Consider the following 20,736-nt stretch of genomic DNA (forward strand, 5'->3'; position numbering starts at 1 on the left):
GGTTTATCCGTGAAGCGAAAAGACATGAGCGGCGGGCAGCGACAAACCCACCCGGTCGCCGACGCGGCACTCGCGGCGGCTGGATATCTCGACGAGCACCGTGCCGGCGGCCGACACACCGCCCAGCGTCAGGCGCGTGCGATCCCCCAGGAACTGCACGGCCTCGATGCGGCCCGACAGCGAGGCGTCGTCGACGGGCACGACGATGGCGTCCTCGGGACGGAAATACAGTTCCTCCACACCAGGACGCACCTCGGGGCAGGAAAGACGTCCGCCCTCCAGATGGAAGTGCCCCTCGCGCCACACGCCCGCCAGACGGTTGAGCGTGCCGACGAAGTTCGCCACGTGGCGCGTCGCGGGCTGGTAGTAGATGTCGCGCGGCGCGCCGATCTGCTCGATGCGCCCGGCGCTCATCACCACGATGCGATCGCCCAGCGCCATCGCTTCGTCCTGATCGTGCGTGACGTACACCGTGGTCACGCCCAGCCCGCGCAGCAGGCGGTCCATGTCGGCGCGCACGGTCTCGCGCAACTTGGCGTCGAGGGCGGTGAGCGGTTCGTCGAGCAGCAGCACGCGCGGTTCGGGCGCCAGCGCACGCGCGAGCGCGACACGCTGCTTCTGACCGCCCGAGAGCTGGGCGATGGCACGATCGGCGTACGGCGTGAGATGCACGAGATCGAGCAGTTCGTCGACCCGCTTGTCGATCTGCGCCGACGGCAGCCCGCGCAGCTTCAGGCCATAGGCGACGTTGCCGCGCACGGTGAAGTTGGGGAACAGCGCGTAGTTCTGGAAGACCATGCCCACGCGACGTTTCTCGATGGGCAATCGCGTCACGTCTTCGTCGCCGAAGCGCACGTGCCCGCCGGCGTCGGGCCGCTCCAGGCCGGCGATCATGCGCAGCGTGGTGGTCTTGCCGCACCCCGACGGGCCGAGCAGCACCAGCGTCTCGCCCGCACCGATCGTCAGATCGAGCGGCTGCAGCACGGTGTTGCCATGAAATGTCTTGGCACAGCGTTCGAGATGGATCGGGATGGAAGTCAGTTTCATCGTCACTCCTTGGCATTCGGTGGCGTGTGGGCGATCACGCTCAGGTGCGCCCGCGCGCATTGCGAACCTTGGCTCGCTGGGCCGTCATCTGCATGACGACGAGCAGCGGCACGATCAGCACGAAGAACACCGCCGTGTACGCGCTGCCGATCTCCAGACGCAGCGACGCGTAGGCGTCCGCCAGCCCCACCGGCAGCGTTTTCGTGTCCGGCGTATGCAGCATCCACGTCAGGTTGAATTCGCCGAGCGAGAGCGTTACCACGATCAGCGCGGCCGCCACGATCTCGCTGCGGATATTGGGCAGCACCACGGTCATGAAGCGGCGCAGAAAGCGCGCGCCGAGGCTGGCCGCCCCTTCCTCCATGAGTTTGATGCGCGAGTCGGCGCAGGCGGCGGCCACGGCGCGCACCATGAACGGCAGCGTGAAGATCACGTGCCCCACGATGATGAACGCGAGGCTCTCGCGAAACCCGCGCATGCCGCCGTACACGCTGATGAGCGCGAGCGCGCTGGCCAGCCCGGGCAGTGCGATGGGCAGCGTGAGCAGTTCCTCGATCCAGCGCGCGAAACGGCTCTGCCAGCGCGCCAGCACGTAGCCGGCCGGCACGCCGAGCAGCGTGACGAGCACGAGCGTGGCCGCACCGACGTACAGCGAGTTCAGGATGGCGTCGTGATAGTCCTGCCAGACCTGGATCACCCACTTGAACGTAAGTCCCGCCGACGGGCCGCGGAAGTAGTTCACCGACAGGCCGGCGAGAATCGACATGCCCACGGGCACGAGCAGGAACGCGCACATGAGCAGCGTGAGCAGCAGTTGCAGCGCGAAGAGGATTTTCTTGAGCATGTCGATCAGCCTCCCGCCGCCACCGTCTGCCCGGCGAAATTGCGGGCGAGCATGAGCACCGCCCACGTGACGATGCCGAGAATGACCGAGAGCGCCGCCGCCGTGGCGACGTTCGCGTTGAGCGTGAATTCCGTATAGATGGTCATCGGCAGCACGTCGATGTCCGTGGCCAGCGTGAAAGCCGTGCCGAACGCGCCGACCGAGGTCGCGAAGCACATCGCGCCCGAAGCGATCAGCGCCGGCGCGAGCGCCGGCAGCGTGACATCGCGCGCGATGGCAAACGGCCCCGCGCCGAGCGATGCGGCGGCTTCGGTGAGCGAATGATCGAGCGATTCCGCCGCGGCCATCACCGCGAGGATCACGCGCGGAATCGAGAAATACAGGTAACCGAGAAAGAGGCCCGCGAGCGAATACGCGAACACCAGTTTCTCGCCGAACAGTTTTGCCGTCATATCGCCGATGAGGCCCTGGCGCCCTGCGAGCATGATGACCATGAAACCGACCACCACGCCCGGAAACGCCAGGGGCAGCGTGAGCATCGACACCAGCGCCGATTTGCCCACGAAGTCGTGACGGGTGAGGAAGAGGCCCGCCACAAGCGACAACGCCAGCGTGGCAAGTGTGACCAGTGCGGAGAGCACGACGGTCTGCCACAGGCTGTCGAGATAGCGCGCGTTGGTGAGAATCGCGCGATAGGTCTCGAACGCGTGACCGTCGCCGCTGACTTGCACCAGTGCGGCCATCGGCAACAGCCAGAACGCCAGGAACACCGCCAGCGCGGGTAGCAGAAGTGCCACGCGCCAGCCGCGCGGCAGAGTCAGGTCACGCATCGCTTGCTTTTCTCCTCTTCCTCGTTGGCCTTCGACTTTCAGCCTTCCGTTAGCGAACGTTCTTCAGATATTGCTGACCGAACGCATCCTGCTGCGCCGCGAGCTTCTGCAGATCCACCGGCTTCACGCGAGCGTAGTCGGACGCCGGCAGGAACTTCGCCGCCACGTCGGCCGGCATCGTGCTCGCCCGCACCGGACGCAGGAACGCCTGCGCCCAATGCGCTTGGCCCTTGTCGGACAGCGTGTAGTCGATCACCTTCTTGCCGTTCTCGGCGTGCGGGGCGTTCTTCACGAGCGCGATCACGTACGGCAGCGACACCGAGCCTTCCATCGGAATCACGAACTGCACGTTGGCGCGATCCTTGTAGATGGCGCGGTAGGCGTTGAAATCGAAGTCGATCAGGATGGGGATCTCGCCCGAGAGCACGCGGGCATATGCCGTCTGCTTCGGCACGATCGGCGCGTTGGCCTTGAGCTTCTGGAAGAAGCCGATCGCCGGGCCGAAGTTCTCCATCGTGCCGCCGAGCGCCTGGTTGGCCGCGATCGCGGCGGCGTAGCCCGCGAAGGCGCTGCTCGGGTCGAGATAGCCCACCATGCCGCGATATTCCGGCTTGAGCAGATCGGCCCAGGAACGCGGCACCGGCTTGCCCTCGAGTGCGTCGCGGTTGATGAAGAAGCCGACCGTGCCCGAGTGGATCGTCGTCCACAGGCCGTTCGGGTCCTTCATGCTGGCGGGCACCTGATCCCAGTTCGCCGGTTTGTACGGCGCGAGCAAGCCCTTCTTGGCGGCCTCGATGGCCGACGTGATGCCCAGGTAGACGATGTCGGCAACGGGCGCCTTCTGTTCGGCGATCAATTGCGCGACCGCCTGCCCCGAGTTCTTGTTGTCCAGCGGCACGCGAATGCCGGTGTCCTGCGCGATGGCCTTGACCTGACCGGCCCAGTCGGCCCACTCCGGCGGGCAGTTGTAGCAGATGGCGGTCTGCTGGGCGTGCGCGGCGCCTGCGCCGAGCACGGTGAAGAGCGCCAGCGTGCGGACGGCGCGGGTGATCCAAAGCTTCATTTCTGTTGGCTCCTGTGTGTCTGAGCGTGAGCGGCAAGCGTGTGTGCTGCCATCTACCGAAAAATGCGGGCACGATGCCCGGATGCCTGACTGCCTCGGCCGACGCCGTGCTCTCTGACGGAGCCAGTCGCCGGCCAACTTGCTTGTTGCTTCCTGGTGCTTGCTGCTGTCTGCTTACTGCTTGATGCGCTTGATGCGTTGCCTGCTTGCCGCCGCGTGCAACTGCACTGCTTGCGCGCTGCCCCGGCCTTGGGTTTCATTCGACGCGACGTGGCGGCGCCGCCACGGTACCGCCGCGACGAATCTCGTGCGGCAGGATCAGCGCCTGTTCCAGCGTTTCGTCATGCGCGAGCACCGCGCCCGTGCGGCCGTCGATCTGCGCGAGCAGCCGCTGCGCCGCGTGCCGGCCGATGTCCACGCTCGGCTGGACGACGGTCGCGAGCGTGGGCGAGAGCAGTTCGCCCACGGCCAGCCCGTCGAAGCCGAGCACGGAGATGTCGTCGGGCACGCGCAGCCCGGCTTCGCGCAGCGCGCGCATCACGCCGAGCGCGAGCAGGTCGTTGGAGCAGAACAGGGCGGTCGGGCGCGCGCCGTCGCGCTCGCGCTGCGCCAGCCATTCGCGCACCCGCTCGCCGCGAGCCCCGCTGTTGAAATCGATTTCGAACGCCGGCAGCGGTGTGAGGCCGGCGGCGTGCATGGCGTCGCCATAGCCGAGGTAGCGTCGCTTGGCGCGATCGGAAGCATGCAGCGCGCCCGTCACCATGACGATGTCGCGATGCCCGGCGTCGATCAGCATGGCCACGCCCTGTGCCGCCGCGGCCCGATTGTCGACCGAAACGCACGGGCGCAGCGGCGCGTCGTTGTACACCAACTGGCACGCCACCCCTTCGGCGGCGAGATCGTCGATGAGCGCACTGTGCTCGGCGTCGGCCAGCGTCAGGAGCAAACCGTCGACGCGCTGCTGCAGGAGGGTCTCGATCGCATTGCGCTCGCGTTCGGGGTCGTATTGGGTGGTGACGAGCAGCAGGCGGTGCCCGGTGCCGTCGATGGCCGCCTCGATCCCTTCGAGGCAGTCGGCGAAGACCGGATTGCCGAGCGTGGGCAGCATCACCCCGATGAGACCGGTGCGCTCGCCGCGCAACTGGCGGCCCAGCGCATTGGGGCGGAATTTCAGCTCGGCGGCGGCGGCCTGCACCCTCGCAAGCGTCTCGGGACGCACGAGCTGCGGCGAATTGAGCGCGCGCGACACGGTCGCAATCGAACATCCCGCACGCTGCGCCACGTCCCGAATATCAGCCACCCTCGTCTCCTCGATAAGTACTGGCAAGACTCCGTGGATTCCGGAGTTGCCGGCTTTTACGCAAATGTAAACGTTTACGAAAACGTTTTCACTCCGGGATTCTATGGAGGCATTGTGATGAATTGATGACAGCCGACGCCTTTCCCATCCCCCATGCTGCTGCACACGCCCCATGCTGCACACGCCCCGGCGGACCGGGGCCCCATTCCGCCGCTCAGACATAGACCCAACTCGCTGCAGAACGGGGCCCCGGTCCGCCTCCCCACTTCTCCGCCCCCCCAGCGGCAACCCGGCATCGCCTCGATCCTGCACCGCCTATACTGAAATTCCCCCTCGCGACAGGGCCTGACGGCACCCTTCTCTCCACGACCGGGATTGGCCATGAACGACTATCACTTCCTCACCTTGTGGCGGCTCACCGCGCCGCTCGACGAAGTCTGGGACACGATCCGCGACATCGATCATTGGGCTCGCTGGTGGCCCTGCGTCCGGGACGTGCGCACGCTCGATCCGGGCGACAGCGAGGGCGTCGGCGCCGTGCGCGAGTTGACCTGGCGCGGCGCGCTACCCTACTCCCTCATCTTTCAGACGCGCGTCACGCACGTGGACCCCATGCGCGAGGTGCGCGCCGAGGCGAGCGGCGAGGTCGAAGGCACCGGCGTGTGGCGCTTCGAGAAGGAAGGGGCGATCACGGTCGTCCGCTATCTATGGGACGTTCATACCCGGCGCGCATGGATGGACAAGCTCGCGCCGCTCGCCCAGCCACTCTTTCGCTGGAATCACAATTACGTGATGCGGCGCGGCGGCGAAGGGCTCGCGGCCGTGCTCAATGCACATCTGGTCGAATGCCTCGATACCGACCTGCCGCCCGCGACGATCGGCCAGGAACGAACACCGCGAGACTTGCGCGAAGCCCGCGCCCGCATGAGCCACACCTCGCGGCACTGAGCTCCCCGGGCAATACAGCGCAACACCGCGCACCTCGGCGCCCAATTCTGATATTCCATTCAGGAATAGACGATTCGATAGATTTCATTATTTTTTATACAGCCGGATGCCTAGACTGGTGGGCATCCGGCGATCCGTGGCTGTCCTGCACGGCGCGCGCCTCCCTGCCATGACATTGAAGCTCCAGGAGACCTCGTGAGCCTTGCGACTCCGCCGCTGCTGCGGCACTACGTGGATGGCGCGTTCGTCGCCACCGATCGCCAGTTCGATAACGTGAGCCCTGTCGACGGCCGGCTCGTCGCCAGGGTCTGCGAGGCCGACGCCGCCACCGTCGAGCGCGCCGTCGCCGCCGCGCGTCGCGCGCTGCACGACGGGCCGTGGAGCAAGACCACCCCGGCCGAGCGCGCCGCCATGCTGCATCGCATCGCCGACGGCATCCAGGCGCGCTTCGACGACTTCGTCGCCGCCGAAGTGGCCGACACCGGTCGCCCGGTCGAACAGGCCCGCACGCTCGACATCGCGCGCGGCATTGCCAATTTCCGCATGTTCGCCGACCTCATCAAGACCGCCGGCAGCGAAGTCTATGAAATGCGCGCGGCCGACGGCGGCGACGTGATGAACTACGTCACGCGCAAGCCGCTCGGCGTGATCGGCATCATCTCGCCGTGGAACCTGCCGCTGCTGCTCTTTACGTGGAAGGTCGCCCCGGCGCTCGCCATGGGCAATTGCGTGGTGGCCAAGCCGTCGGAGGAAACGCCCTCCTCGGCCACGCTGCTCGCCGAGGTCATGCACGAAGCAGGCGTGCCGCCTGGCGTTTTCAACCTCGTGCATGGTTTCGGGCCGGACTCGGCCGGCGAATTCCTCACGAAGCACCCCGACGTGGCCGCCATCACGTTTACCGGCGAGTCGCGCACGGGCAGCGCCATCATGAAAGCCGTGGCCGACGGCGTGAAGGAAATCTCGTTCGAACTGGGCGGCAAGAACGCCGCGGTGGTCTTCGCCGATGCCGACTTCGATGCCGCCGTCGACGGCGTGGTGCGTTCGTCGTTCACCAATGCCGGTCAGGTCTGCCTGTGCTCGGAGCGCGTGTATGTCGAACGGCCGATCTTCGAGCGCTTCGTGGCCGCGCTCGCCGAGCGCGCCGCCGCCCTGCGCATCGACGCCCCCGAGGCCACCGGCGTGCAGATGGGCCCGCTCGTCTCACGCAAGCATCGCGACAAGGTGCTCTCGTACTATCGCCTGGCCGTCGAGGAAGGCGCGAGCGTCGTGACCGGCGGCGGCGTGCCTGTCTTCGGCGACGCCCGCGACGAAGGCGCGTTCGTCCAGCCCACGGTCTGGACCGGACTGCCCGACACGGCGCGCTGCGTGCGCGAGGAGATCTTCGGCCCGGTGTGCCACGTCGCGCCGTTCGACAGCGAGGACGAAGTGATCCGCCGCGTCAACGACAGCGACTATGGCCTTGCGGGCTGCGTCTGGACGACGAATCTGTCGCGCGCGCACCGCGTGGCGCGCCAGTTCCAGACCGGGCTGGTATGGGTCAACACCTGGTTCCTGCGCGACCTGCGCACACCGTTCGGCGGCGTGAAGCTCTCGGGCCTGGGCCGCGAAGGCGGACGCCACTCGCTCGACTTCTATTCCGAAATCACCAACATCTGCATCAAACTGTGAGGCGACGGTGCGGCGGCTCCGATGGGGGTCGGACCACCGCACCCGCGCGCCGTCCACGCCAAGGCACAACGGAGACAAGACAGCATGAGCGCAACGCAAGACACGAAAGCCCGGGTGGTCGCCGGCAAGGCCAGGCCGCGCGGCAGGTTCCCGCACATCAAGCGCGCCGGCGACTTCCTGTTCGTCTCGGGCACGAGCTCGCGCCGCCCGGACAACACCTACGCAGGCGCCGAGGTCGATGCGCTGGGGGTGACCAAGCTCGATATCCGCGCGCAGACGCGCGCCGTCATCGAGAACATCCGGGACATTCTCGCGAGCGAAGGCGCCTCGCTCTCCGACGTGGTCGAAGTCGGCGCCTTCCTCGTGAACATGAACGACTTCGGCGGCTACAACGAGGTGTACGGCGAGTACTTCGACGAGACGGGGCCGACGCGCACCACCGTTGCGGTGCACCAGTTGCCGCACCCGCTGCTGCTCGTCGAAATCAAGTGCGTGGCCTACGCGCCACGCGGGCGCTGACGCAAACGCGCACGCACCCGACAGCTTCGATACCACACATCCGATACGACACCTGACGCGGCATGACCCGGGAGACAGCATGTTGACGTATGGCAAGCCTTTCAATTTCCAGCGCTGGATCGACGATCACGCGCATCTGCTCAAGCCACCCGTCGGCAACCAGCAGGTCTGGCAGGACAGCGATTTCATCGTGACGGTCGTGGGGGGGCCGAACCATCGCACCGACTATCACGACGATCCACTCGAAGAGTTCTTTTACCAGTTCAAGGGCAACGCCTGGGTCAATCTCTGGATCGACGGCAAGGCGGAGCGCGTCGATCTCAGGGAGGGCGACATCTTCCTGTTGCCGCCGCACGTGCGTCACTCGCCGCAGCGGCCCGAAGCCGGCAGCCTGTGCCTGGTCATCGAGCGCCAACGTCCGGCCGGCCTCGTCGACGGATTCGAGTGGTATTGCCTGAACTGCGGCACGCAGGTGCATCGCGTCGAAGTGCAGCTCAAGAGCATCGTGACCGATCTGCCGCCGCTCTTCGAGACGTTCTACGGCAGCGAGTCGCTGCGCCGCTGCCCCGCCTGCGGCGAGATTCACCCGGGACGCGCCGCACAACCCAGGGCGGCCGCATCCGCATGAATCGCATGAATCGTTACCCGGGCGTTGGCCGTGCCATCCCCGCCGGCAGCGCCCCACCCCGTCCATCACTCGTCACGTAATGAAGAAAATCGACATGCACGCCCACTTCTTCCCGCGCATCACGCGGGAGGAGGCGGCCCGCCTCGACCCCGCCACCGCGCCCTGGCTGCGCATCGACGAGAGCGGCGAGACCGGCAACATCATGCTCGACGACCGCGCCTTCCGCCCGGTCTACCGCGCGCTGTGGGATCCCGCGCTGCGCATCGAGGAGCTCGATCGCCATGGCATCGACCTGCAGGTCGTGTGCGCCACGCCCATCATGTTCGGCTACCGCTACGAGGGTCGTACCGTCATGGACTGGGTGCAGCGCATGAACGACCTCGCGCTGGAGCACTGCGCCTACGCGCCCGCGCGCCTGAAGGCCATGGCGCAAGTGCCGCTGCAGGACCTCGATCTGGCCTGCGCCGAGGCTTCGCGCGCCAAGGCGACCGGTCACGTCGGCGTGCAGATCGGCAACCACCTCGGCCCCAAAGATCTCGACGACGAACACCTCGTGAGCTTTTTGCGGCACTGCGGCAACGAGCACATCCCCGTACTCGTCCATCCGTGGGACATGATGACCGACGGCCGCATGAAGAAGTGGATGATGCCGTGGCTCGTGGCCATGCCCGCCGAAACGCAGCTCTCGATCCTCTCGCTCATTCTCTCGGGCGCCTTCGAACGCCTGCCACGCTCGCTCAAGCTGTGCTTCGCCCACGGCGGCGGCGCGTTCCCGTACCTGCTCGGCCGCGCCGAGAACGCGTGGCATTGCCGCGACATCGTGCGCGCCGACAGTCCGCACCCGCCGTCCCATTATCTCGACCGCTTCTACGTGGACAGCGCCGTGTTCGACCCGCGCGCCCTTCGTCTGCTCGTCGACACCATGGGTGTGCACCGCATCATGCTCGGCTCGGACCACCCGTTCCCGCTGGGCGAGCAGGACATCGGCCGCCTCGTGGCCGAACAGCCGGGCCTGGACGAGGCCGACCGCCAGCGCATCCTGGCCGGCAACGCCCGGGAGTTCTTCAACCTGTAACTGGTGCTTTCCCGAGGTGTTTTTGAAATTGCTTGCCTACGTAATAGGCGTCGTTTAGGCTGGGCACTGAAATACTTGATGCTTAAACAATTTAGTCTTGTCCAACGCGCCAGGGTTGCGATGACCGACGTGAAGAAGCGCTCAGGTATCCCGGCGCGAATCCTCTGCTGGCAGTGTTTGCCAGAACCGGAACTTAGTTTGGAGACCATGATGACGGGAACGAAGACCACGCAACGCAAAGCCATCGCCGCGCTCGGCGCCCTTGCTGCCGCGGCGGCCCTGCTCGCCTCGGGCGGCGCGCACGCTGACGTGAAGATCGGCTTTATCGGCACGCTCTCCGGCCCGGGCGGCGCGCTCGGCCAGGACCAGTACGACGCCTTCATGCTCGCCATCGAGCAAAAGGGCGGCAAGCTGGGCGGCGTGCCGGTGCAGGTGATCAAGGAAGACGACCAGCTCAAGCCCGACGTCGGCGTGCAGGCCGCGCAGAAGCTCGTGGAGCGCGACAAGGTCTCGATCATCACCGGCGTGACGTTCTCCAACGTGATGATGGCGATTCACAAGAACGTGACCAACGCGGGCGTGGTCATGGTCGGCTCGAACGCCGGCCCGACGCCGATTGCCGGCGCCCAGTGCTCGCCGAACTTCTTCTCGACATCGTGGGACAACGACGAGTTGCACGAGGCCGGCGGTCAGCTCTCGACCGATCTGGGCTACAAGACGATGTATGTGATGGCCCCGAACTACCAGGCGGGACGCGACGCCGTGAACGGTTTCAAGCGCGACTACAAGGGGCAGATCGTCGACGAGGTCTACACGCAGGTCAACCAGCCCGACTACTCGGCCGAGATCGCGCAGTTGCAGGCCGCCAAGCCCGACGCCGTCTACGTGTTCTATCCGGGCGGCATGGGCGTGAACTTCGTCAAGCAATACCGTCAAGCCGGCCTGCTCGGCAAGATTCCGCTGATCTCGGTCTCGACCATCGACGGCTCGACCCTGCCCGCGCTCAAGGAGCTGGCGGTGGGCGCCATCACCAGCGCGCCCTACTCGCCGGACCTCGATAACGCGCAGAACAAGCAGTTCGTGGCGGCCTTCCAGAAGAAATACAACCGCGTGCCGTCGATGTACGCCGCGCAGTCGTACGACGCGGCCAACCTGATCGACTCGGCGCTCGCCAAAACCAAGGGCAGCGTGACCGATCGCGAAGCGCTGCGCACGGCGCTCAAGGCCGCCGACTTCCAGTCGGTGCGCGGGCCGTTCAAGTTCGCCAGCAACCAGTTCCCCATCGCGCAGTTCTACCGCGTGGATGTCGTGAAGGACGCCACGGGCGCCGCGTTTGCGGCCAAGGGCAAGATCGATATCAAGACGCGTGCCAATCTGGCCGCGCAGTGCAAGATGAAGTCGTAAGGCCGCGGGCCTCGCCCCCCGTTTCCTCCGAAACATGCCGGCGCGACGTCCCACGACGCCGCGCCGCACGACGAATCCGCCGCAAACGGCGCACGTGTGACGATGACGTCCCGCGCGCCGCCCGCAGTTGCTGATGTGCCCCTGGCGTCCTCCGCCCGCCGGCACCGCCGTTGCACGACCCGAGCCATACCTGAGCACCATCGAGGGTTTATGAAGCGCTACCGCAATTTCGACGAGGCCGAGCTGGACGTCCAGTACAACGCTCGCGCCACCACGCCCAACTTTCTCGACATCCTCGCGCAGTACGCCGCCCAGAGCGCGCACGCGCGCGAGAGCACGCCGTGCGTTCTCGACGTCGCCTACGGGACACACCCCGACGAGACGCTCGACATCTTCCCCGCGCCGCAACCGGGCGCTCCCGTCTTCTTCTTCGTTCACGGCGGCTACTGGCGCGCGCTCAACAAGAGCGACTCGAGCAACATGGCGCCCGCCTTCACGCGAGCCGGCGCCACGGTCGTGACGATTAACTACACGCTCGCACCGGCCGCATCGCTCGACACCATCGTCGACCAGACGCGCCGCGCGCTGGCCTGGGTCCACCGCCATATCGGCGAGCATCACGGCGACGCACGCCGCATCCACGTATGCGGCAGTTCCGCCGGCGGCCATCTGGTGGGCATGCTGCTCTCGGGCGGCTGGCACGCCGACTACGGTGTGCCGGAAGACGTGATCGCCGGCGCCGCACCGCTCTCGGGCCTCTTCGATCTCACGCCGATCCCGTTCACGCATATCAACGAGTGGATAAAACTCTCGGCCGAGGACGCCCACCGCAACAGCCCGCAATTCCATCTGCCCGAGCGCGGCTGTCCGATCGTGGTGTCCTATGGCGAGACCGAGACGGCCGAGTTCAAGCGCCAGAGCGACGACTATCTCGCCGCCTGGCGCGCACGCGGCTTCGCGGGCAAGTACGTGCCGATGCCCGGCACCAATCACTACGACATCGTACTGACGCTCAACGACCCGACCAGCCCGCTCACGCAGGCGATTTTCCGCCAGATGGGCCTCGCCACCGGGGAGGCGACATGAGCCCCACGCTATTTCTCATGCAGTGCCTGAACGGGCTGCAGCTCGGGGTGCTGCTGTTCCTGATGGCCGCCGGCCTCACGCTGGTGTTCGGCATCATGAACTTCGTGAACCTCGCGCACGGTTCGCTCTACATGATGGGCGCGTTCATCGCCGCGACCGTGTACAACCACTCCGGTTCGTTCGCGCTGGCCGCCGTGGCCATCGTGCCCGCGATGCTGATCATCGGGCTGATCGTCGAGTTCGTCGCGCTCAAGACGCTCTACGACCGCGACCACCTCGACCAGGTGCTCGCCACGTTCGGTCTGATCCTGTTCTTCAACGAACTGGCGCGCATGATCTGGGGCCCATCGCCGTACTACATGGAAGTGCCCGAGTGGCTCTCCGGCACGATCGATCTGTTCGGTCTGCCGTACCCGGCCTACCGTTTCCTCATCATCGTGGTGGGGCTGGCCGTGGCGCTCGGCTGCTATCTGCTCATTCACCGCACGCGCATCGGCATGCTGATCCGCGCCGGAGCGACGCATCGTCAGATGGTCGGCGCGCTCGGCGTGAACATCGTGCTGCTCAACTCGCTGCTGTTCGGACTGGGCGCGATCCTCGCCGGCATTGCCGGACTCATGGCCGGCCCGATCCTCTCGGTGCAGCCCGGCATGGGCGAGCCCATCCTGATCCTGACGATGGTGGTGATCGTGATCGGCGGCATCGGCTCGGTGCGCGGTGCGTTTCTCGCGGCGCTGATCGTCGGCGTGGTCGACACCGTGGGACGCACGCTGCTGCCCACGCTGCTGCGCAGCCTGCTCGAGCGCAGCACGGCCGACACCGCCGGGCCCGCGCTCGCTTCGATGCTCATCTATCTTGTGATGGCGGCAGTGCTTGCCGTGCGTCCGCAAGGTCTCTTCCCGGTCAAACACGGTTGACGATGGAAATGAAACTCAATCTTCGCACCGCCGTGCCATTGCTGTTGCTGGCTGTGCTGGCGCTGGTGCCCCTGTACGCGACGTTTGCCCAGCAACCGTTCTTCCTCACGCTGTTCGGGCGCATCGTGGTGTTCGCCATCGCCGCCGTCTCGCTCGACCTGATTCTCGGCTACGGCGGCATGGTGAGCTTCGGCCACGCGCTGTATCTCGGCCTCGGCGCCTACGTGGTCGGCATCCTGAGCTATCACGGCGTGGACAACGGCTTCGTGCATCTCGGCGCAACGCTGCTCCTGTGCGCACTCGTAGGCGCCGTCACCGGTCTGCTCTCGCTGCGCACGACGGGCATCGCCTTCATCATGATCACGCTCGCGTTCGCGCAGATGTTCTACTTCCTTGCCGTCAGCCTGAAGCAGTACGGCGGCGACGACGGCCTGCCCGTGTCGGCCGGCAGCCGCTTCGGCAGCGTCTCGCTCGACGACCCGGCCGTGCTGTACTACGTGGCCTTCGCCGTGTTGTGTCTGTGCGTGTGGGCCGGTCGCCGGCTGGTGGACGCGCGCTTCGGCATGGTCATTCGCGGTGCACGCCAGAACGATCGCCGCATGCGCGCCCTCGGCTATCCCACGCTGCGCTACAAGCTGGTCGCCTACGTCATCAGCGCGATGGTCTGCGGCGTCGCCGGCATGCTCTACGCCAATCTCACCCACTTCGTCTCGCCGGCCTACATGGCGTGGACCGCGTCGGGCGAACTCATCGTGATGGTCGTGCTCGGCGGGCTCGGCTCGTTCTTCGGGCCGGTGCTCGGCAGCGCCGCCATGCTGCTGATCGAGGAATGGCTCAAAGGCATGACCGAGCACTGGATGATCATCTTCGGGCCGCTCATCGTGGTGGCGGTCCTCGTCTCCCGGCGCGGCCTTTACGGGCTGCTCGGCGACCTCCAGGTGCGGCTCGCACGCCGCACCGGCACCGTGGAGGGCAAGGCATGAGTCTTCTCAAAGTCGACCGGCTGGTCAAACGCTACGGCGGCCTGACCGCGACCGATCATTTCTGTCTCGACGTCGCGCCGGGCGAACTGCACGCGATCATCGGCCCGAATGGCGCCGGCAAGAGCACGCTCATCGGCCAGCTCGCCGGAGAACTGCGCTCCGACGAAGGCACCATCCACTTCGACGGCCGCGACATCACCGCCATGCCGATCGAGCAGCGCGCCCACGCGGGGCTCGCGCGCTCCTACCAGATCACCTCCGTGTTTCGCGAGTTCACGGCGCTGGAGAATGTGCTCGTGGCCGTGCAGGCGATGCAGGGCCACAGCTTCGGCTTCTGGCGTCCGGCCATTCGCGAAGCGGCGCTCGTCGAACCGGCCCGCGAGATTCTGGCGCGCACGGGGCTCGCGGCGCGCATGCACGTGCCGGCAAGCGCCCTCGCCCACGGCGAGCACCGGCAACTCGAACTGGCCATGGCGCTGGCCGGGCGTCCGAAGCTGCTGCTGCTCGACGAGCCGATGGCCGGCATGTCACAAGCCGAGTCGGAACAAATGACGCATCTGCTTGCCGACCTCAAGGGCGACTACGCCATCGTGCTCGTGGAACACGACATGGACGCCGTCTTCGCGCTGGCCAACCGCATCACGGTGCTCGTCTACGGACGCGCCATTGCGTGCGGCAACGCCGACGCCATCCGCAACGACGCGGGCGTGCGAGAAGCCTACCTCGGGGACGAAAACCGCAACGAAATGCTGGGAGCGACGGCATGAGCACCTTGTTGTCTTTGACCGGCGTCGAGTCGTACTACGGCGCGAGTCAGGCGCTGTTCGGCATGCAGCTGGAGATCGAGCGCGGGGCGTTCGTCACGCTGCTCGGCCGCAACGGCATGGGCAAATCGACCACAGTGAAGTCGATGACCGGCCTCATGCGCCCCGCGCGCGGCGAGATCGTCTTCGACGGTCAGCCGATTCACGCGAGCCCATCACACCGCATCGCGCGTGCGGGGATGGGACTCGTCCCCGAGGGGCGCCAGATTTTTCCGACATTGACCGTACGCGAGAACCTGGTGGCCACCGCAGGCAATCGGCACGGCGCGAGTTCGCCGTGGACGCTGGAACGCATCTATGGGCTGTTTCCTCGCCTGCGAGAGCGCGAAAAGAACCTCGGCAGCAACCTCTCGGGCGGCGAGCAGCAGATGCTGGCCATCGGCCGTGCGTTGATGACGAATCCGAAATTGCTCATTCTCGACGAAGCGACGGAGGGCCTCGCCCCCCTCATTCGCGGTGAAATCTGGCAATGCCTCAAGCAGCTCAAAGGCAGCGGCCTCTCGATCCTGTGCATCGACAAGAATCTCGCGCCGATGCTCGAGCTCGGCGATCGTCACTACATCGTCGACAAGGGCCGCGTGGCTTGGCAAGGCGACTCGAACGCATTGCGCGGGGCGTTGCCGGAATTGCAGACGTACCTCGGCGTGTGACGCGGGCCCGCAGTGCGCGTCCCGCGCATGGGATGTGCACTGCACGGCACGCGCTTTGCACAATATGCGTAGTACTCGATAGGTGTCAGACGCGAAAATCAGGAGTGATTTGTGAAAGCACCCAGCCGGTCCATGTGATGCAATCGGCTCCGCTTGATGGAATTTGCAAGCACCTTCTTTTCACACACTCACTAGGACACCGGTCAGGACTATGGCTTACTCAAACACGCCTTCCAATCCCTTCCGCTGGCTGCTTTCGCAGGACACCGGTGCGCCGCCGCCCACCGAGCCGGCACACGTCGAGAACGGTCTACCTGCGGATCTTCCGCTCAATATCAAGGAGTTGCCGCGCACACCGTTGCCAAAGCTCGAGGTCTTTCCGGACGAGTTGCTGGCGCTGCGCAAGCATCTGGGGATGTCACGCAATGTTTTCGCACACTATCTGCGCACCAACCCGCGCACGCTCGAAAACTGGGAACAGGGGCGCGCGCGGCCCAATGCACAGGCCGCCTGTCTGATTCGGCTCGTGCAGCAAAATCCGTCGCTGGTGTCCTCGCTGGCTCGCCTCTGATTCAAGCGCCTCCATATAAGCCGTTTGTTGGCGGCCTTGTCGCCGCGCTGGCTCATGCGCCGGTGCACGACTTGGGCGGTACATCGATAAGCAGGTATATCGATGTGCCGCCCTCTTTTACATGGGACGCCGGAACTCAATCGTCGTGGCTGACGATGACCAGGATCTCCGCCTGCGCCGCGCCGAGACTGCGCGTGCGATGCGGGATGAGTGCGTTGAAGTAGACGGAATCGCCGGTCCTGAGCTGCACGGTTTCATTCGGAAATTCGATTTCGACGCGCCCCTTGTGCACGAACAGGAACTCCTCGCCTTCGTGTTCGCGGAATGTCGACGCGACAAATTCATGCGGCGGATGGACGACGAACGGCAGCATTTTCTTCGGCGCGACGCCGGCCGCGATGCTCTCGAAACGGTGCGCGTGACCGTCCGCCTGCGGGCCCATCGCCGCGCGCTCGCCGGCGCGCGTGACAGTGATCAACTCCCGATTGCGGCTTTCCGAGAATAGCTGTTCGACATCCACGTTCAGCGCCTTCGACAACTTCAGCGCGACCGCAATCGACGGCACGCTCAGGCCGCGCTCGACTTTCGACAGATAGCTCTTGGTGAGACCCGTCTCGTTGGCCAGCACGTCGAGCGTCCAGCGCTTCTGTTTTCTGAGCAGTTTCAGGCGAATCGTCATGGGGGCGAATGTCGTTCAAGAAAACTAATTGTATCTCATGACACAAAGTGTCCTATAATCCACAACGTGTTGTTTGACGGTTCATTGCGAAGCCTCGCCAAGCGGTGGCGAGCGGCACGACACATCCAACCCCTTGAGGAGGTGAACATGGCGGAAACGCTGAATTTGACGAAAGAGACGCTGATCGCATTGGCAGAACGGCGTCTGGAGAACGAGGTGGGCGACAGCGGCTGGTCGGCGCGGGAAAAACTCGCGCTCACATGCCGAATCCTGTTCGACGCCGGTCACGATTCCGGCCTGGCCGGGCAGATCACCTGTCGCGCGGACGATGCGGGCACGTATTACACGCAGCGGCTCGGGCTCGGCTTCGACGAGATCTCGGCCGCGAACCTGCTGCGCGTCGACGAGGATCTCGGTGTCGTCGACGGCGACGGCATTCCGAATCCGGCCAACCGTTTCCACACGTGGATCTATCGCGCGCGCCCGGACGTGAACTGCATCATTCATACGCATCCGACGCACGTCGCGGCGCTGTCGATGCTCGAGCAGCCGCTCGTCGTATCGCACATGGACACCTGCCCGCTGTACGACGATTGCGCGTTCCTGAAGGACTGGCCCGGCGTGCCGGTCGGCAACGAGGAAGGCGAGATCATCGCGAAGGCGCTCGGCAACAAGCGTGCGATCCTGCTCTCGCACCACGGCCAGCTCGTGGTCGGCAAGACGATCGAGGAAGCGTGCATGCTCGCGTTGCTGATCGAGCGGGCAGCGAAGCTGCAACTGCTGGCGATGTCGGCCGGCGAGATCAAGCCGGTTCCGCCAGCGCTGGCACGGGAAGCGCACGACTGGATTTCGAAGCCCAAGCGCGACGCCGTGACGTTCGACTACTACGCGCGGCGCGCCTTGCGCGCGCATCGCGATTGCGTCGCATGAACGCGCGCAGCGCTCCCGTCGTTTCCGACCATCATTGAGGAATACAGATCGTGTCCATTCTGTTGCAAGGCATCATTGCCTACCCTGTTACGCCCTTTTCCGCCAGCGGCGATGTCGACCTGAACGCGCTCGATGCCCTGATCGAGCGACTGATCGCCGATCGCGTTCACGCGATCGCGCCGCTCGGCAGCACCGGCGAGAGCGCTTATCTGTCCGACGACGAATGGGAGTCGGTCGCGTCCGCGTCGATTCGCGCGGTGCGCCGGCGCGTGCCGACCATCGTCGGCATCTCCGATCTCACGACGGCGGGCGCCGTACGCCGTGCGCGCTTCGCCGAACGGGCCGGCGCCGATGCCGTGATGGTACTGCCCGTGTCGTACTGGAAGCTCGGCAACGACGAGATCGTCGCGCATTACCGCGCGATCGGCGACGCGATCGGCATCCCGATCATGCTGTACAACAATCCGGCGACGAGCGGCGTCGACATGTCGCCCGACCTGATCGCGACGATCTGCAGGACCGTGGACAACGTGACGATGGTCAAGGAAAGCACCGGCGACATCGGGCGAATGCACCGGCTCGCGCAGTTGAGCGACGGGACGATCCCGTTCTACAACGGCAGTAATCCGATGGCGCTCGCCGCGCTGGCCGCGGGCGCGGCCGGATGGTGCACGGCCGCGCCGAACCTGAACGCGGCGCTGCCGCTCGCGTTGTACGACGCGATGCGGGCCGGCGATCTGGCGCGCGCGCGGGCGGTGTTTCATGCGCAGTTGCCGCTCTTGCAGTTCATCGTCAACGGCGGGTTGCCGGTAACCGTGAAGGCTGGATTGCGATTGCGCGGTTTCGATGCCGGCGACCCGAGGAAGCCGCTGCTGCCGCTTGGCGACGCACGCACGCGCGAACTCGAACGCCTGCTCGCGACACTCCCGTGCGGCGTCCCGGCATGAGCGACGCCACCCGGCCGGCGATCGCGGCCGCCATCTCCGCGGTACGGGTCGGCGCGAGCCGGCCGCTGGCCGGCACGCCGCACGCCAGTGCGATCGACAAGCAGCCCGTCGACGCCCGCATATGGCTGGGCGCGCTCGGTTTTGCCGGTGACGAGCAGGCCGATGCGCGGCATCACGGCGGACCGGACAAGGCGGTCCATCACTATGCGCGCGATCACTATGCGTGGTGGTCCGAGCAGATCGGCGCGCGCGACGTGCTCGCGCAACCGGGTGCCTTCGGCGAGAACCTGTCGACGCACGGCATCACCGAGCACGACGTGTGTCTTGGCGACGTCTTCACGCTGGGCGGCGCCGTGCTGCAGGTGTCGCAGTCGAGGCAACCGTGCTGGAAGCTCAATGCGCGCTTCGATCATCCGCGGATGGCGGCACTCGTGCAGCAAAGCGGCCGGACCGGCTGGTACTACCGCGTGCTGCACGAAGGCTGGGTGGCGCCGGGCGACATGCTGGCGCTGCATGAGCGCTGGTATCCGCAGTGGTCGCTGTCGACGGTGCTCGATGTGCTGTACCGGCGCACGCTCGACATGGCCGCGCTCGACGCGCTGAGCGATGTTCCGATATTACCTCCCAGCTGGCGCAGGTTGCTCGACAAGCGCCGGACGGAACGTCAGGTCGAGGACTGGACGAAACGGCTTGAAGGATGACGGGCCGCTTCCCCGGCTGGCCTGACGACCGGTAGATGGCGCACGTCGGCCGTCGGCGCAACGCCGATCGGCTGCCGCGCGCCGCTCGGGCTCCCGACACCGACCAGGGCCTGTTCGCGCTATTCGCGTGAACAGGCGCGCCCTAGTCCTTCGGCACCGGCTCGAGCCCGCAGGCTTCGCGCAGACAGGCGACGAACCGCTCGCACGCGGGGCTCGGCTGCTTGTCCGAGCGCAACGAATAGCCCACATCGCCAAAGCTGCCCGGCATGGTATCGGCCAGCACGCGCAGCAAGCCCGACTCGACGAATGGCGTAGCCGCGGCGCGCGGCATGAGCGCCACGCGCGCCGTCTCCAGCATGAGACCGATATTCGTGAGCACCGACAGGGATTCCACCACGTCCTCCGGCAGCGACAACCCGGCGTCGTGAAAGAGACGCTCGGCGGCCAGCCGCGACGGCGACTCCGGCACCGGCAGAATCCATGCGCCTTCGCGCAGTTGCGCCAGCGGCACACGTTCACCGGCGCCCTCCCAATGGCGCGTACCACCGACCACGCAAAGCGATTCGTTGAAGAGCACCTCGTGCGTGAGCGCAAACGCGTTGGCCACCGGCAGCGCCCGCTCCGGCAGACGGCCGACGACGATGTCGAGATCGCCGCTCGCCAGTGCCGGGAACAACTGCGCCGTCGTGGCTTCGCGCACCGTGACGAGCACGCCGGGCGCGCGCGACTTGAGCATGGCAATCGTGCGCGGCAGCAAATCCGCCGAGGCCGAGATGAGCGTGCCGACGAACACATGTCCGCTGGTGCCGGCACTGAAGGCGTTCACCTCGTCGGTCAGATAGCGCAGTTCGGCCATCAGCGACTTCACCCGACGGCCGAGCAACTCGCCCAGTTCGGTGGGCTGCATGCCGCGGTTGCTGCGCACGAAGAGTGGGCCTTCGAAACAGGCTTCCAGCTCATGCACGATCTTGCTGACGGCGGGTTGCGTCAGTCCGGTCTCATTGGCGGCTCGCACGAGCGAGCCCGTTTCGAGCACGCGGTCGAACACCTGAAGCTGATGAAACTTGAGCTTTCTTCCGAGATTGAGGGCGGTCCAGGGGAGTGAGCGCATCGGCGTCCCGT

At 66.0% G+C, this 20,736-nt stretch carries 22 protein-coding genes; 15 read left to right on the forward strand and 7 right to left on the reverse strand.

Annotated features, from left to right (window positions below; translation table 11 throughout):
• Positions 1 to 3: 3 nt before the first annotated feature.
• The 5 genes from RO07_RS17515 to RO07_RS17535 form a co-directional block, all read right to left on the reverse strand.
• A complete protein-coding gene (locus tag RO07_RS17515) occupies positions 4 to 1,047 on the reverse strand; it encodes an ABC transporter ATP-binding protein (protein WP_039404429.1) in 1,044 nt (347 codons plus the stop codon).
• Positions 1,048 to 1,087: 40 nt separating this feature from the next.
• Complete coding sequence (locus RO07_RS17520) at positions 1,088 to 1,891, reverse strand: ABC transporter permease (RefSeq protein ID WP_039404432.1); 804 nt, start codon at positions 1,889 to 1,891, stop codon at positions 1,088 to 1,090.
• Positions 1,892 to 1,896: 5 nt separating this feature from the next.
• Positions 1,897 to 2,721: an ABC transporter permease gene (locus RO07_RS17525; protein WP_039404435.1), complete on the reverse strand. Its 825-nt coding sequence runs from the start codon at positions 2,719 to 2,721 to the stop codon at positions 1,897 to 1,899.
• A gap of 49 nt (positions 2,722 to 2,770) precedes the next feature.
• Positions 2,771 to 3,784, reverse strand: coding sequence for an extracellular solute-binding protein (locus RO07_RS17530; RefSeq protein WP_039404437.1), 1,014 nt, complete (start codon positions 3,782 to 3,784; stop codon positions 2,771 to 2,773).
• Between the two features lie 256 nt (positions 3,785 to 4,040).
• Positions 4,041 to 5,084, reverse strand: coding sequence for a LacI family DNA-binding transcriptional regulator (locus RO07_RS17535; protein ID WP_039404439.1), 1,044 nt, complete (start codon positions 5,082 to 5,084; stop codon positions 4,041 to 4,043).
• A gap of 381 nt (positions 5,085 to 5,465) precedes the next feature.
• On the opposite strand from RO07_RS17535, the gene RO07_RS17540 reads away from it, so the two are divergent.
• The 12 genes from RO07_RS17540 to RO07_RS17595 all read left to right on the forward strand — a co-directional run bounded on the left by RO07_RS17540 (position 5,466) and on the right by RO07_RS17595 (position 16,357).
• Positions 5,466 to 6,032, forward strand: a complete 567-nt coding sequence (locus tag RO07_RS17540; protein ID WP_039404441.1) for an SRPBCC family protein — start codon at positions 5,466 to 5,468, stop codon at positions 6,030 to 6,032.
• A gap of 195 nt (positions 6,033 to 6,227) precedes the next feature.
• Entirely contained in the window at positions 6,228 to 7,700 is a 1,473-nt protein-coding gene (locus tag RO07_RS17545; RefSeq protein WP_039404443.1) for a 2-hydroxymuconic semialdehyde dehydrogenase, read from the forward strand.
• An 84-nt stretch (positions 7,701 to 7,784) separates the two neighbouring features.
• Positions 7,785 to 8,219, forward strand: coding sequence for a RidA family protein (locus RO07_RS17550; RefSeq protein ID WP_039404445.1), 435 nt, complete (start codon positions 7,785 to 7,787; stop codon positions 8,217 to 8,219).
• A gap of 79 nt (positions 8,220 to 8,298) precedes the next feature.
• Entirely contained in the window at positions 8,299 to 8,847 is a 549-nt protein-coding gene (locus RO07_RS17555; protein WP_039404447.1) for a 3-hydroxyanthranilate 3,4-dioxygenase, read from the forward strand.
• Between the two features lie 79 nt (positions 8,848 to 8,926).
• Entirely contained in the window at positions 8,927 to 9,922 is a 996-nt protein-coding gene (locus RO07_RS17560) for an amidohydrolase family protein (protein WP_039404449.1), read from the forward strand.
• Positions 9,923 to 10,132: 210 nt separating this feature from the next.
• A complete protein-coding gene (locus tag RO07_RS17565; protein ID WP_052266683.1) occupies positions 10,133 to 11,326 on the forward strand; it encodes an ABC transporter substrate-binding protein in 1,194 nt (397 codons plus the stop codon).
• A gap of 210 nt (positions 11,327 to 11,536) precedes the next feature.
• Positions 11,537 to 12,412 carry an alpha/beta hydrolase gene (locus RO07_RS17570; RefSeq protein WP_039404451.1) on the forward strand — a complete coding sequence of 292 codons (876 nt, stop codon included), beginning with the start codon at positions 11,537 to 11,539 and terminating at the stop codon, positions 12,410 to 12,412.
• Positions 12,409 to 13,329, forward strand: a complete 921-nt coding sequence (locus RO07_RS17575) for a branched-chain amino acid ABC transporter permease (RefSeq protein ID WP_039404453.1) — start codon at positions 12,409 to 12,411, stop codon at positions 13,327 to 13,329. The genes RO07_RS17570 and RO07_RS17575 overlap by 4 nt, the downstream gene beginning before the upstream one ends.
• Before the next feature lie 8 nt (positions 13,330 to 13,337).
• Positions 13,338 to 14,312, forward strand: a complete 975-nt coding sequence (locus RO07_RS17580; protein WP_072637216.1) for a branched-chain amino acid ABC transporter permease — start codon at positions 13,338 to 13,340, stop codon at positions 14,310 to 14,312.
• A complete protein-coding gene (locus RO07_RS17585; protein ID WP_039404455.1) occupies positions 14,309 to 15,079 on the forward strand; it encodes an ABC transporter ATP-binding protein in 771 nt (256 codons plus the stop codon). Before RO07_RS17580 ends, RO07_RS17585 begins: the two co-directional genes overlap by 4 nt.
• Entirely contained in the window at positions 15,076 to 15,786 is a 711-nt protein-coding gene (locus tag RO07_RS17590) for an ABC transporter ATP-binding protein (protein WP_039412686.1), read from the forward strand. The genes RO07_RS17585 and RO07_RS17590 overlap by 4 nt, the downstream gene beginning before the upstream one ends.
• A 211-nt stretch (positions 15,787 to 15,997) precedes the next feature.
• Positions 15,998 to 16,357, forward strand: a complete 360-nt coding sequence (locus tag RO07_RS17595) for a helix-turn-helix domain-containing protein (RefSeq protein ID WP_052266685.1) — start codon at positions 15,998 to 16,000, stop codon at positions 16,355 to 16,357.
• 136 nt (positions 16,358 to 16,493) lie between these two features.
• Here RO07_RS17595 and RO07_RS17600 read toward each other — a convergent pair whose 3' ends face one another.
• A complete protein-coding gene (locus RO07_RS17600; RefSeq protein ID WP_039404457.1) occupies positions 16,494 to 17,036 on the reverse strand; it encodes a helix-turn-helix domain-containing protein in 543 nt (180 codons plus the stop codon).
• 147 nt (positions 17,037 to 17,183) lie between these two features.
• Between RO07_RS17600 and RO07_RS17605 the strand changes: the two genes are divergently transcribed.
• From RO07_RS17605 to RO07_RS17615, 3 genes are read left to right on the forward strand one after another with little or no spacing between them, the layout of a single operon-like run.
• Entirely contained in the window at positions 17,184 to 17,966 is a 783-nt protein-coding gene (locus RO07_RS17605; RefSeq protein WP_039404459.1) for an aldolase, read from the forward strand.
• A 50-nt stretch (positions 17,967 to 18,016) separates the two neighbouring features.
• Complete coding sequence (locus RO07_RS17610; RefSeq protein ID WP_039404461.1) at positions 18,017 to 18,913, forward strand: dihydrodipicolinate synthase family protein; 897 nt, start codon at positions 18,017 to 18,019, stop codon at positions 18,911 to 18,913.
• Positions 18,910 to 19,614, forward strand: a complete 705-nt coding sequence (locus RO07_RS17615) for an MOSC domain-containing protein (protein WP_039404463.1) — start codon at positions 18,910 to 18,912, stop codon at positions 19,612 to 19,614. Before RO07_RS17610 ends, RO07_RS17615 begins: the two co-directional genes overlap by 4 nt.
• A 142-nt stretch (positions 19,615 to 19,756) precedes the next feature.
• Here RO07_RS17615 and RO07_RS17620 read toward each other — a convergent pair whose 3' ends face one another.
• Positions 19,757 to 20,725, reverse strand: coding sequence for a LysR substrate-binding domain-containing protein (locus RO07_RS17620; protein WP_039404465.1), 969 nt, complete (start codon positions 20,723 to 20,725; stop codon positions 19,757 to 19,759).
• Positions 20,726 to 20,736 lie beyond the last annotated feature (11 nt).

Source organism: Pandoraea pulmonicola (assembly GCF_000815105.2).
Taxonomy (GTDB): Bacteria; Pseudomonadota; Gammaproteobacteria; order Burkholderiales; family Burkholderiaceae; genus Pandoraea; species Pandoraea pulmonicola.